12 protein-coding genes are annotated in these 14360 nt (G+C 33.5%); 6 read left to right on the forward strand and 6 right to left on the reverse strand.

Annotated features, from left to right (window positions below; genetic code table 11):
• Positions 1-54 precede the first annotated feature (54 nt).
• The 4 genes from AA089_RS05690 to AA089_RS25475 all read right to left on the reverse strand — a co-directional run bounded on the left by AA089_RS05690 (position 55) and on the right by AA089_RS25475 (position 3554).
• On the reverse strand, positions 55-564 hold the full coding sequence (locus tag AA089_RS05690) for a hypothetical protein (RefSeq protein ID WP_046755958.1): 510 nt from the start codon (positions 562-564) through the stop codon (positions 55-57).
• 7 nt (positions 565-571) lie between these two features.
• Entirely contained in the window at positions 572-841 is a 270-nt protein-coding gene (locus AA089_RS05695) for a hypothetical protein (protein WP_046755959.1), read from the reverse strand.
• A gap of 284 nt (positions 842-1125) precedes the next feature.
• Positions 1126-1365: a hypothetical protein gene (locus AA089_RS05700; protein WP_046755960.1), complete on the reverse strand. Its 240-nt coding sequence runs from the start codon at positions 1363-1365 to the stop codon at positions 1126-1128.
• An 11-nt stretch (positions 1366-1376) separates the two neighbouring features.
• The gene (locus AA089_RS25475; protein WP_193786561.1) at positions 1377-3554 is read right to left on the reverse strand and encodes a hypothetical protein; all 2178 of its coding nucleotides are present in this window, start codon (positions 3552-3554) and stop codon (positions 1377-1379) included.
• 235 nt (positions 3555-3789) lie between these two features.
• Between AA089_RS25475 and AA089_RS05710 the strand changes: the two genes are divergently transcribed.
• From AA089_RS05710 to AA089_RS05730, 5 genes are all read left to right on the forward strand, one after another.
• Positions 3790-4593 (forward strand): TerB family tellurite resistance protein, encoded by an 804-nt coding sequence (locus AA089_RS05710; protein ID WP_046755961.1) that lies wholly within the window; start codon positions 3790-3792, stop codon positions 4591-4593.
• Between the two features lie 61 nt (positions 4594-4654).
• Positions 4655-5236: a HupE/UreJ family protein gene (locus AA089_RS05715; protein ID WP_046755962.1), complete on the forward strand. Its 582-nt coding sequence runs from the start codon at positions 4655-4657 to the stop codon at positions 5234-5236.
• Between the two features lie 71 nt (positions 5237-5307).
• Positions 5308-5523, forward strand: coding sequence for a hypothetical protein (locus tag AA089_RS05720; RefSeq protein ID WP_156168916.1), 216 nt, complete (start codon positions 5308-5310; stop codon positions 5521-5523).
• Between the two features lie 114 nt (positions 5524-5637).
• Complete coding sequence (locus AA089_RS05725; RefSeq protein WP_046755964.1) at positions 5638-6072, forward strand: deoxycytidylate deaminase; 435 nt, start codon at positions 5638-5640, stop codon at positions 6070-6072.
• A gap of 11 nt (positions 6073-6083) precedes the next feature.
• The gene (locus AA089_RS05730; RefSeq protein ID WP_046755965.1) at positions 6084-7682 is read left to right on the forward strand and encodes a S41 family peptidase; all 1599 of its coding nucleotides are present in this window, start codon (positions 6084-6086) and stop codon (positions 7680-7682) included.
• Positions 7683-7807: 125 nt separating this feature from the next.
• Here the strand turns inward: AA089_RS05730 and AA089_RS05735 are convergent, their stop codons facing one another.
• Positions 7808-9148 carry an MATE family efflux transporter gene (locus tag AA089_RS05735; RefSeq protein ID WP_046755966.1) on the reverse strand — a complete coding sequence of 447 codons (1341 nt, stop codon included), beginning with the start codon at positions 9146-9148 and terminating at the stop codon, positions 7808-7810.
• On the reverse strand, positions 9148-10185 hold the full coding sequence (gene hemH, locus AA089_RS05740; RefSeq protein WP_046755967.1) for a ferrochelatase: 1038 nt from the start codon (positions 10183-10185) through the stop codon (positions 9148-9150). Before hemH ends, AA089_RS05735 begins: the two co-directional genes overlap by 1 nt.
• Positions 10186-10455: 270 nt before the next feature.
• Here hemH and AA089_RS05745 point away from each other — a divergent pair, with 270 nt between their 5' ends.
• Complete coding sequence (locus AA089_RS05745; RefSeq protein WP_046755968.1) at positions 10456-13908, forward strand: TraB/GumN family protein; 3453 nt, start codon at positions 10456-10458, stop codon at positions 13906-13908.
• Positions 13909-14360: the final 452 nt, after the last annotated feature.

Here is a 14360-nt window from a genome sequence, read left to right on the forward strand (position 1 = left end):
TTACGGAAAATAAATCTATAAAAGACGAAAAGGAATGTTAAATAATGTTTTAAACTACAGCTTTTCCAGATCAAAATTAAACTCAGGTTGATGCTTTTCGCTATTGTAATTATCTTTTTCGACAATCATTTTGATGATTTCGTCAATAATTTGAATCAGCGCGCCTGTACTTTGGGTTCTTCCAAGTGTTTTACTTCGTAATGGAATTCGTCGTAGTTCTTCAAGTTTTTGCATTTCATATGAAGTGAGTTCTTCATCTGATATTTCAGAACCTTTGGAACGTAATAGTTCTTTTGTTTTTTTGAGAACTTCTATAAAAAGATCTTCATGTTGTGTGGTTTCTAAGTATTCATAAATTGCCAAATCAATTGCCCCAGGCATCAGTCCAACTCTAATCAAGTCTAGTTGATCATCGGATAATTCTAATAACCATTCAGGGTAGTGTTCTCTATGTTTTTCCACAACTTGTCGGATATATTCTGCGACTAATTCCATGAACCAATCGTTGATCCAAAAACCTTTGTCCATGTCGTCTTCCATGTAATGTATAAAACTTGTTGCCATGAATTATTTAAGTTTTATTTTCTTCTAAAAAATCAATTCCTTTTTGGGTGATTGAGTATCCAAATTCACTATTAAATTCAATAAGCTCATTTTCTTTAGATTTATTTAATAGATTCAAAAAATCTTTACCTAAGACATAATTTATTTTTTCATTATCACCTAAGAGTAATTTTGAATTATATAAAATTTCTAATCTTTTATAATCCATTTTAGATTTAGCGTCAAAACTAATTTTCAAAAATTTTAATATTCTATCAACTCCTTCAATCTTTTTCATATCTACTGGTTTAAAATTTTTATTTCTTCTAAAGTGAAAAAATCTATTTCTTCTTTTGATATTATAGTATTTCTCCATTCTAAATTTAAAATAGGTTCACCCGCATTATCTTGATCAAAAATTCGATCACTATATTTCCCAATTATTGTTAGAGTTAGTATTACGATTATTTAATGACTTGTTGAATGTATTCAGCAACTAACTTGATGAGCCAATCGTTTATCCAAAAGCCTTAATTCATCTTTATCTCTACATAATTTATTAAACTTGTTGCCATGAATTATTTAATTTTTATTTTCTTCTAAAAAATCAATTCCTTTTTGGGTAATTGAGTATTGTTTTAAATTCTTAAAAATATAGCCGTCATCAAATAATTCTTCTAATTTATTAGCTAATTTTTTACCTATAAATTCTCGTTCTCCTTTTCTTCCAAGCAAATGGTCAATATTGTTAATAGTAAGTCCTTGACTTCCTAATGTATTATTATAATTTAATATACTAAGTATTACTATTTTTATTTTCATGATTTTTGTTTTTAAGGAATATGAAAATCTATATCGTTAATATCAGGATGATATAAATTATCTATTCCGTTTTGATTGAATTCAGAAAGTTTAAAATCTTCTAATGTGGCTGTATGTGTATTATTCCAAACTTCCTCAGGGATGTCCACATTTTTAGTTTTTTCATATCCTAAATTTTTATACCGATCGTATTCTCTAATTTCGTGTGTATAGAAACGTTTGTCCCAATCGGTAATTTCGATGTCTCCGCGTTCTACACTTTCTAACCGATTAATCATTTTGGTATTAGCTGCTGTTTTATCAAATCTACTCAAATGTTTTTTCACAATAACTATTCCTTCTTTTGTTATTACTGTATTTTTCCAATTTAAATCCAATATTGGTCCACCAGCATTATCTGGGTCGAAAGTTCTTCGACTATATTTTCCAACAATCTGGCTAGATTTATTGATTGGATCTTTTACTTCATCGAGATCATCAATGTCATCTATAAAATCATCATTTTCGATATCTTCCGGTATGTCATCAAGTAATTCATCATTATCAAAATCATCTAATAAATTATCGCTTTCATCTGTTTTATCAAGAATATCATCAATTACAATATCCTCTTCTATATCATCTAAAATTTTTTGTTTTTCAGATGAAGGTAGTTCATCTAATGATCTCATTTTTTTTGGACTATAGCGTCTAAAATACCTAAAACTACGTCTCGTAAATCTAACAAAATTTTGAATGCTAACCGCAGTTCCGTATAATCCAATCAAGATAGAAATCAGATTAATTACATCAATTGCCATAAAGTAAAATAATGCTTCGGGCGATTTAGCGTTTTTATAATCTTTACCAAGTGCTTCAAGTATGGTTTCAATAATCTTTTCTTCATCAATCAGCTTTTTAATACTATCAAAAAACTCTGAAGCAAACGATTTACTATGTAAAATTTTACTTAGAAATCCTATCATTTCTGGCAAACCAGCAGCCAAATCAATGAGTCCATTAATAATTCCACAGAAAAAAGCGTTGTGAATGGTATTTCCTTTAAATAATGGATTAAACCCTTGTGCATGCGGATTCCATCGTGCTTCTGAAATTCGATACTTTTTTATAGAATCTGCCGTAAATTCTGCTGCTTTTACAGCAAAAAATGCTGTCGGACTACTTTCAAAAACTTCTTTTGACACAGGGTTTTTGGTAAACTCTTCTTGTAAAGCATATGCTATCATGGCAGAAGCCATTGCTTTATCTAATTTTTCTTCTAAATAATCATTTCCTATTACTCTTTGATCTATTTCATCTTCTATTTGAGTTATGATCAGAGTTTGAATATTTTCTTTTGTAACGCCTTTTTCAATAAAATCCTTAGCGACAGAAACACCAATTTGAATTTCCGCAGTTGGTTCGTATTTAATATAATCTTTACTAACGAGCCAAATGTAAATTTCGTTTTTTTCAGGAAATATAGGCTGTGTATCTTTTGATGTCAAAACACCTGTTTTGTACAAAATATCTTTTCTGCTTTTTTCAATAAAAACAGTTATTTTGTATTTTTCAGCAATGACAAGTTTTTCCAAATAAGAAATAAACTTTGTATTAAACGCTTGTGTGTAAGCAATAAAATCTAATACATTATTTTGTGACAAACCTAATAAATCAAATACATACAACATGTGATTTTTATGAACACTTCCGTTTTGAAAATATTTTTTAAATTCCGAAACAGACTTAGTAATTGAAGTATTTCCAATAGTATGAATATTGAAATTGGAAGTTTTAGTATGTTGTAAATATGTATTTAAAAACTTTTTAAAATTACTCCCTAACTTTAACGAAATATCTACAGATCCATTGCGATTTAGTTCTACAAAAGAACACACTTCGTTTTTTGAGAGCTGAACACTATCTTTTTTTCTTGTAGCTAATGCATCAATTGGATAAGTATATATCAATGAACTAATTAATTGACTTTCAGAAAGCTTCAGAATATTTTTGTTAGCTTTCGGAATAGTTTCAAATAATTTTGCACCATCAAAAACCATTGTATTAGTACCAGTAATTCCATGAACAAATGGCAAAAAAGTATCTGCATATTTCACACTCGTGTATACATTCCAATCTTTATTAAAAACAGGATGTGCTCTTGAATTATAAAGAATTTCTTCAAAATAATTTTGACTTATCAATTCCATGTGATATAAATATAAAATAGTAACGAAGGCATACTGTTGAGGAGTTAGTATGCGCATTTTGAAGTGACAATAAGAGGAAGGAAATTATTCTAATTAATGATAAATGTAGGAATAATCTTTTTATAAATCAAAGAGGAATCGTTAAAAAAATCATAATGGAGGCTTCTTTGGAAATTTTGATATTTTTTTCTTTGGAAAATGTATCTTTGATAAAAAACAAACAGAAACTAAATATATGAGTGGATTTGCAAGCTGGATTGGAGGCGCGTTAGGTTGGACACTTGGTGGTCCCATTGGTGCCGCTATTGGATTTGCTATAGGAACAGCCTTAGACAAAGCAACTTCAAAAGGATTATTACTAGAACCGCCAAAAGAAAAACGTGGAAGTCGTAGACAACAAGATCCTATTTACGAAAAACGCAGACGCAGAAAACCAGCTCAAAAGCGTGAACAAACCAAATCAGGTGACTTTGAAATAAGCCTGTTAGTCCTTTCCGCAATTGTAATGAAAGTAGATGGCGAAGTTTCAGAAGCCGAATTGGACTATGTACGAAGCTATTTTGTGAAAATGTACGGTAAAGAACGTGCCAATCATGCGTTTCAGTTGTTCAATGGCGTACTGAAAAAGAAAGACATTTCTACACGTCAAATATGCCAGCAGATACAAACACACATGGACCACTCGTCGCGTTTGCAACTATTACACTATTTATTTGGTGTTACCAAAGCTGACGGTCATGTAAGTGAAGAAGAAGTAGCACTCATTGAAAAAATTGCAGGATATCTCTACATCAACAATCGCGATTTTGAATCGATCAAAGCAATGTTTTACAATGCAACCGATAGCGCTTATAAAATCTTAGAAATTGACAAATCGGTTTCCGATAGTGAAGTGAAAAAAGCCTATCGTAAAATGGTGAAAAAATACCATCCCGATAAAGTACAGCACTTGGGCGAAGAACATATAAAAGGTGCCAAAGAAAAGTTTCAACAAGTACAAAAAGCATATGAACAATTGCAAAAAGAACGCGGCTTTTAAAATATAAAAATATAGTGTAAGTTTGATGCACAAACCCCAAACCTAAAAACATAATCTTATGATGAATGATTTTTTGATCTACTTCAAACTAGGACTCAATCATGTGCTAGATTTAAACGGATATGATCATGTATTATTTCTAATTGTCCTCACGGTAGCCTACACCTTTAAAGACTGGAAACGCGTGTTTTGGCTTGTCACCGTTTTCACTATAGGACATACACTTTCGCTGATTCTCTCAACCTACGGAGTCATTTCAGTAAAAGCCAATTTAGCCGAATTATTAGTCTACATAACCATTTTGGCAACCGCCTTATTTAACATATTTACGGCTGGAAAAAATAGTAACAAAACGAAATTGGTATTACTACTAATTGCGGCACTATTTTTTGGTTTAATTCATGGACTAGCGTTTTCAAACTACTTCAAAACCATCACTTCTGGCGTCAGCGGAAAATTGGTGCCAATGTTAGAATTTGCTCTTGGTGTAGAAGTTGCACAAATCATAGTAGTACTCGTTGTTTTAGTGCTTTCATTTGTGTTTCAAACCATATTCCGATTCTCCAAAAGAGATTGGGTAATGGTGGTTTCGGCAATTGTATTAGGAATTGCAATCCATATCATTGATGTTAATTTTATCTAAAATAAAAATAGAATTTTGATTCATCAAATATGTTTTCTAGCTTAGGAACGATTAACATTAAACATATCATTATGAAAAAAAGAGTAATTTCTAAATTAGGATTAAACAAAAAACAAATTTCAAAACTAACCTTTCACGATTTACGTGGAGGAAGAGCTGGCGGTGGAGAAACTGATTGTGAAGGAACCTGCACATGCAACTGTACAGAAGTACACACTTGTGACTGTGATACAGAAGAAACAGATTGCAAACCGTGTTATTCTGAAATAGTGCCAGGAATTTTGTAAAAAATTAACAACAAAGCTATTGTGATTCCAAAAGAAACCCAATATCTTCGTTAAGAAGACAAAAGCAACTCTAAGAAGTTGCTTTTTTTAGCTGTAAAAACTTTAAATTTGGTCATGCCAAAACAAAAACAAGCAAAATATGATCATGCCTATTTACGCATGGCAAAAGAATGGGGAAAACTCTCGTATTGCAAACGTAAACAAGTCGGCGCGATTATTGTAAAAGATAGAATGATCATTTCTGATGGATACAACGGAACACCTTCAGGATTTGAAAATTTCTGTGAAGATGAAGAAGGCTATACCAAATGGTACGTATTACATGCGGAGGCGAACGCTATTTTAAAAGTAGCCGCTTCTACACAGTCCTGCGTGGATGCAACCTTATACATTACAATGTCGCCGTGCAAGGAGTGTAGCAAACTCATTCATCAATCAGGAATCAGAAGAGTTGTCTATGTAGATGCATATAAAGATGATTCAGGCATACAATTTTTACAAAAAGCAGGCGTTGAAGTAGAACACATTCCTACAATTGATGCTTCCTAAAATAAAAACTTTTGAATAAAACAACACAATATCTACTTCCAGTAATCATTGCAGCAGCAGTTGCGATAGGAGTAGTTATTGGCGGAAAACTAAACTTTAGCGCTACTCCAGAAAAGCTGTTTTCTTCAAACACAAGCAAAGACAAACTCAACAAACTTATTGATTATATCGATTACGAATATGTGGATGATATTGATGTAGACAGCATTGTAGATGCTACGGTAAAAAATATCATGGAAAACCTAGATCCGCATTCGGTCTATATTCCTTCGGAAGAAGAAAAACGCGTTGCCGAAAACATGCAAGGTGATTTTGTAGGTTTAGGAATTCGGTTTGATATGGTAAATGATACATTAACCGTTATTCGAACACTAGAAGGCGGGCCAAGTGTAGCGGCTGGAATTCAAGGAGGAGATCGTATACTAACAGCAAATAAAGACACACTACACGGGAAAAATTATATCAATACGCAAATCATTTCCAAACTAAAAGATGTTGAAGGAAGTCCCGTAAAACTCAATATTTATCGTAAAAAAACTGATGAAGTCATCACAATCGATCTAAAACGTGCAAAAGTTCCCATCAAAAGTGTCATTGCAAACTATATGCTAACAGACGATTTGGGCTATATAAAAATTAACCGTTTTGCAGAAACTACGTATGATGAATTCAAAACAGCATTAAACGATTTACAACGAAAAGGCGCTAAAAATTTAGCGTTGGATTTGCGAGACAATCCAGGAGGAATTTTAGACGTAACACAACAAATTGCAGATGAATTCTTAAAAGACGGAAAACTGATTTTATTTACAAAAGATAAAAAAGGAGAAGTCGAAAAATACTATGCAACAGACGAAGGCGAGTTCGAAAATGCTGAAATTTATGTACTAATTAATGAAAAATCAGCTTCAGCAAGTGAAATCATTGCAGGCGCATTGCAAGACAATGACAAAGGAACTATTGTGGGAAGACGCTCGTTTGGTAAAGGACTCGTGCAACGTCCAATGCCATTAGGAGATGGATCTGTAGTACGACTCACAATATCAAGATATTACACACCGACTGGGCGATCAATTCAGCGTTCGTACAAAAAAGGAAACGACGATTATTTTGATGAATATTACAAACGATTCCGCACAGGAGAATTGCAATCTATGGATAGCATCAAAGTTGCCGATTCATTAAAATTTGAAACCCCTAAAGGGAAAATTGTATACGGCGGCGGCGGTATCATTCCCGATGTATTTGTGCCACTATCATTTACACCAGAAGAACTATCACTTGAAAGAGGATTACGCTCTAAAATCATTGGATATATTGAAGATTTTGTATTCAGTAAACTGGAAGCAGATAGAATAACATATAGTAATCAATCGTTTGAAGAATTCATGAATAATTTTGAAGTTGACGATGCTTTGTTAGAAGAATACACCGACTTTTTAAGCGCCAAGCGTAACCAACGTATCTACATTGAAAAATATGCAGCGCAAATAAAACGACACATCAAAGCCATTTTTGTAGAACAATTATATGGTGGAAATGGTTACCAACAACAACTCAACAAAGGAGATGCAATGTTGGAAAAAGTGATTGAACTCCATCAAAATTGATTGTTTTTGTTGATTTATCAATTCGTCAGATCAAGTGAAAATTCAGGAGGATTTTTGTATCGAGATCTGCTCGTTTCATAACATGTTTTCAAAGATTTCTCGAAAACAATTGAAATATTATTTTTCTACCTCAACGTTCGCTTAACTTCTCTGTTAAGATACCAACCTGTAAGAATGGTTGACAACAAATCTGCAATTGGAAAGGAAACCCAAACACCAAATATTCCATAATATGTTGGCAAAATAAGAATCAATGGAATCAGGAAAAATCCTTGTTTTGTGAGTGTCAAAAGCAATGCTGGAACCGCTTTTCCAATAGCTTGAAAATATCCAGCACCAATCATTTGTACAGCAATTAACGGCGTCACTAAGAAAACCCAGCGCAATGCATTTGGCGCATCTCTAATAACGACTTCATCAGTAGTAAATACAGCCGTAATTTGCTCTGGAAAAAACATAATAATAGCAAAAATAACCAACGCCAAACCTGTTCCGTATTTAATAGAAATATTGATGCTTTCGCGCACACGCGCCAACTTATCAGCTCCATAATTAAATCCTGCAATGGGCAAGAAACCTTGCGAAATTCCCATAACGGGAAACAATGCAAACATGAGCATTCGACTTATTATTCCATAAATAGTAACCGAAGTTTCGCCGCCATACGTGAATAAGGTGTGATTTAGAATAATAGATAAAATACTAACCATTCCTTGTCGTGCCAACGTTACGCCGCCCAATTCTGTAATTTCACGAACAATAGCTTTTTCTAACTTAAAACAGCGCAAACGTATTTTGAGTTCACTATATTTTGAGAAGAAAAACCAATAGATAAATACAAAACATATAAAGTATGAAATGGACGTTGCCCAAGCGGCACCAGCCATTCCCATGTCTAACACATTGATAAAAATATAGTCAAAGAGAATGTTCCCGATAGCAGGAAGAATCAAAGCGACCATTGCAAATTTCGGCTTCCCTTCTGCTCTAACCACCGGATTTCCGGTCATGCACAAAGCTAAAAACGGAATGCAATACATGATGATTTCATAGTATATTTCGGCTGGACCGAAAATTTTACCATTCGCACCAAATAATGCCAATGCCTGTTCTTTAAAAATTAATCCAATAATTACAAAGAAAACAGACAATCCTAACGATAATACAATTTGATTTCCAAACGTACGTTGTGCTTTGTCGTGATCGTCTCTCCCTAAAGCCCTAGAAATAATGGACGCTCCACCAACTCCAATTGCCATTCCAATAGAAGCAATTAAAAAAGTAAGCGGCACCACAACCGTAATTGCGGCAATTGCCATAGGACCAATCCATTGCCCAACAAAAATGGTATCAACTACCATATTTAGTGACATTACAAGTATTCCTATAGACGCAGGAAGTGCTTGTGCAATGAGCAGTTTTCCAATGGGCGCGTTACCGAGTTCGGCAGAGGCTTTGTTTGCCATTAAGCTGTTACTTCTTCTTTAGATGTTACGCTCCATTCGTTAATCCAACGTGTCATAACTTTTACCCAGCTATCGTCATCGTTTAAGCATGGAATATGTTTGTAGTGTTCTCCACCAGCTTCTTTGAATTCTTCTTCGCCTTCCATTGCAATTTCCTCTAAAGTTTCTAAACAGTCAGAAACAAATGCAGGTGTAATGACTACTAAATTCTTTTTGCCTTCCGTTGGAAACCGTTCAAATTCTTTGTCTGTATAAGGTTTTAACCAAGGATCGCCACCCAAACGCGATTGGAATGAGTTGCTATATTTGTCTGCTGGCAAGTCTAAGTATTTTGCCACTTCTTTGGTCGTTTCAAAACATTGATGTCTGTAACAATATTGATGTGCTTTTGAAGGCGTATTGCAACAGCTTCCGTCCATTTTACAGTGCGATTTTGTCGGATCGGACTTGCGAATATGTCGTTCTGGAATTCCGTGATATGAAAATAAAATATGATCGTAATCAACACCTTCCAAGTGTGATTTTATTTTTTCAGAAAGTACTCTGATATAATCTGGATGGTTGTAAAAAGATGGCAAAATAGTCAATTCCATATTTGGAAAATGCTGTTGTTGATCTTCTTTTGTTTTTTCAATAACCGTTTCTGTAGAAGACATTGCATAATGCGGATACAAAGGTACTACCAATACGTCATCAACACCTTGATCGTGTAATTCTTGCAAGCCTTTTTTGATGCTCATAGAACCGTAACGCATTCCCAACGCTACTGGAACTTTGGCGCGCGCTTTTACTTTTTCCTGAAAACGTTCTGAAATAATAATTAATGGCGAACCTTCATCCCACCAAATTTTTTGATACGCTTTTGCAGACTTTTTCGGTCGTGTATTCAATATAATTCCTTTTACTAAAAATGTACGCAACCATTTTGGAACGTCAATTACGCGTTCGTCCATTAAAAATTCGGCTAAATATCGTTTTACATCTTTAGGGTTTGGGCTATCTGGCGAACCAAGATTTATGAGTAATACACCTTTCATCTATATCTTCTTTTTAAGTTTAAAGCGTGTTTTTAGCAACGAATTTTCAAGCAAAAACACACTTGTTTTCTTTTTCAACATTTTTCTTAAACAAAAATACGACTCTCTATCCAATAAATAAATATTCAATCATAGGAAATCTTTATAACTTTATTTGAAAACGATTTTTAGGCATTATGATTCTGTTAACAGGAATGATTGATTATCTTTAGTACATTAGTATCAAATTGCCAGTAACAGCTATTGGTATTAATATTGCACCCGATTTTTATGAGAGTTTTTATATATATTGTATCCCTTTTTTGCACAACTATCCTTTTTTCACAACAACCAAATTCGCAACAGAGTCTTCTTTGGGAAGTTTCAGGTAATGGCATGGAAAAACCTTCTTATATATACGGAACGATGCATGTGAGCAAAAAAGTGGCGTTTCGGTTAGACGATGTGTTTTTTAAAGCGCTAAATGAAGTGGAAACTGTTGCCTTAGAATCAGATCCTACTACTTGGCTGGCACATAATTATGAGCGAATGACAACTAGTTCGCAAGGCAGATCGTACGGAGGAAATTTTTACACAAGTAATTTCAATCCGCAGTTTTCAAAAAAAGAAACCGTGCGCAGCATTATCCGATTTGACAACCGAATCATCAACGGCTACTTATACAGAAAGCAAGCTGGCGCAGACGATTTTGAGGAAGAAACGTATTTAGATATGTTTATTTATCAGGCTGGAAAAAAGAATAACAAACCAATTATCAGCTTGGAAGACATTGCCGAATCACGGTACCTAACGTCGCGTGCCGCTTATAATAGATTGAAGAAAAAACCAGATGAATGGCTTCAGAAAAAATTTAAAAAACGTAATAAATATACGCTGCAAGAAGATGTGTACAGAGACCGAAATATTGACTTGCTAGATTCTATCGGAGCTGCCGTAAATACAGACTTTTATCGTGAACACATGTTGTTTAAACGCAATGAAAATATGGTCATAGTAATGGATTCGTTAATGCAACACAAAACGGTTTTTGCAGGTGTTGGCGCGGCACATTTGGCAGGCGAAAAAGGCATGTTACAAATGCTTGAAGATAGAGGTTATACGGTAAAACCATTAACATCAAAACAAACGGATTTTGCGCTCAAAGCGAAAGCTGAATTGGAAGATTTGCACGTACAACCGTATTTAAATTCATACAGTACACCAGATGGATTTATCACGATAAAAACCTTTGATGAACTCCGCGAATTTGTATACAAAGAGCAAAAATTTTATCTGGCTCCAGACATGACAAACGGTGCGTATTTAACGATTACACGATTAAACACTTACGATCATTTTCCGAATGAAGAAAAAATTACGCTCGACGAAATTGATCCGCTTTTGTATGAAGACATTCCGGGCGATATTATTTCGAAAGAAAAAATAACAAGTCCGTTTCCAGGATTTAGTATTGTCAATAAAACGAAAAAAGGCGATTACCAAAAATATCATATTTACAAAACGCCGTTGGAAGTTATCATTATTAAATTTGCTGGTAAAAAGAATTTTGTATTACAATATGAAAAGGAAATATTTGATTCGGTAACGTTCCGATCGCCTTCAGATACTCTAAAAACCTATACTTCTGAATACAATAAATATAGTTTTCTATTTCCTGAAAATTTTATTTCGGACAACACAAAAAATGTTGGAAACAAGTTGCTGCAAGCAGAAATTAACGATCAGTATTATTTCTTTAAAGAAGTAATGAGCAACGATTTTACCTATATTGAAGAAGATGCGTTTGAAGCGAAATACATTCATGAAAACTTTTACAACAAGCTCGATATAAACAAAAAAGCAGGAGAATTTGTCGATTTTGGCTATCAAAGTTATGAATCGGAAGCGTTGTTGGATAGTGTCCAACAAAGTAACATTTACCTAAAAACGGTTGTAAAAGACGAAAGTTATTATCTGTTGGGCTATATTGGAAAAGACAAACAAAAAGCGACCACCTATTTCAATTCGTTCAAGCTACAAAAACCAACGTACGAAGCGTTCAAAAAAGTGATTGACACATCACTACATTTCTCCGTACTAACAAATGCAAAACAGCCAGAAACCAATCCAAGTTACGGGCGTTACAAAACCAAACAAAAAGCGTATGAGGAAGACAAAAAACTAATCGTATATACATCAAAAAGTAACGAACGTATTTTTATAAAACGCAAGAAATACCACGATTTGCAGATGTTTCATAACATAGACAGCATTTGGAATTCAATTGAAAAAGGCTACGAGCGAGAATTGGTCATTGAAGACAAAAAAACTTGGAAAACAGATGATACATTTTACAGTACATACCGTATAAAAGATACGGCAAGTGCAAAGCGTTTGTATATCAAAAACATCTTAAAAAAAGGCGTATTATATGGTTTGCTTACGCTCGAAGATTCCATTGCTGAACCTTCTGAATTTGTGAGCAATTTTTATGAAACATTTCAACCGTTAGACACCTTGCTTGGAAAAGATGTCTTTACCGATAAAACCGAAATTTTCTTTGATGGTATAAAAAATAACGATAGCATTGTTTTGAAATCGTATGCTAAAATTAAGTTTACAGACAAACATGCCGATACCATCATTTCTATCTTGGAAAATCATGAATTTCCAGAAGATCGAGAAAAAATTAAGAACTACCTAATTACTTCACTCGGAAAGCTTAAAAGCGATCGAATTCAGCCATTTTTTAAAAAATTATACATTGATGCATTTGACGATTCAAAAACACAAACTACCATTCTAAAAACGCTCATACAGCAAAAAAACAAAGCTTCTTTTCAATTGGTTTTAGACCTGTTAGAAAAAGATTTTCCTTTAGATTCTAAAGGCACAGAACGTTTATTTAATGCTGGTAAAAATAATTTAGCGCTTAAGAAAGACTTATTTCCAGAATTGTTAAAATATTCAAGTATACAAGAATACAAAACTCCTATTTATCAACTATTAACGCAATTAACCGATAGTAGTTTAATTAAACCAAAAGCATATAAAAAATACAAAAATCAATTATTGAATGATGCCAAAATAGAAATCAAACGGAACTTAGGAAAATCGACACGATACAGTTTTAAAAGTAGTAATGCGTTGCTTCGCTATGTGAAATTATTATTTCCTTTCCGAAAAGATAATAATATACAGGATTTCTTCAACAAACTAATCAAAACAGATTCAAAATCTGCATTGACAACCTACTTAGCGTTGTTGGTAGAGCAAAAAGAAATAATTCCAGAAGCATTAAAAGAAAAAACATTTTTTGATCAAAAAGCATTGGCATCAACACTATACAAACTTTCTCAAAAAAATGCATTGGCAATAGTGCCCGATTCGTTAAAAACGCAACAACGCTATGCCGAAACACGCTTGATAAATTACATCAGTTTTGATGAAGATAAAGATGAAATTTCGTTTGTAACTACCAAAAATGTAGAAAATGAAGATGGAAATATCACCATTTACTTCTTCAAAATAAAACAAGAAAATTCGTATTCAGACAGTACAAAACTATATTACATTGCGTTCTTAGACCAAGAAACATTGAACACAAAGTCGTATGCGCGCTCTGGAAAATACAGTGGTGTAAAAATATTTGATGACGAAATTGAAGATGAAGTCTACGAAAAAGCTATTGAACTTGTAAAGTACAAAAATAGAAAACGTGTTAGTGGCAGAACTAGATTTTAAGGTGTTTGATGTTTTAAAAAAGACTGCTTCGCTAGTAAATGTGAGACTTCTTAAAGTGCAAACTCACGCTAGCAATGCGATGAATATCGTTACAAAACTGTCATTCCTGCGTAGGCAGGAATCCATTGGGTTTTAAATTGGATTCCGCATCAGGTGCAGAATGACAAGCAAGGAAGTTTTAAGCGTTACTTCGAGTGAATTTGTATAACAAATTTGTATCGAGAAGTGCATGGAAGCACTATTTGTAAAAGCTATTTTATGTGATGCTGAATCAAGTTCAGCATGAAGAATTTAACATACTTTCAAATTGATTAATTGCTACATTATCTACTTCGTTAGCGCGAGTTTGTAACTCGTATCTATACTAAACTGATCAGCAACTATATTTACATAGTAGTATTAAATTTATGTCTTTTGTCTGGATACAAAAGAAACAAAAAATCAATGCTGTC

The organism is Kordia jejudonensis, from assembly GCF_001005315.1.
GTDB classification, from domain to species: domain Bacteria; phylum Bacteroidota; class Bacteroidia; order Flavobacteriales; family Flavobacteriaceae; genus Kordia; species Kordia jejudonensis.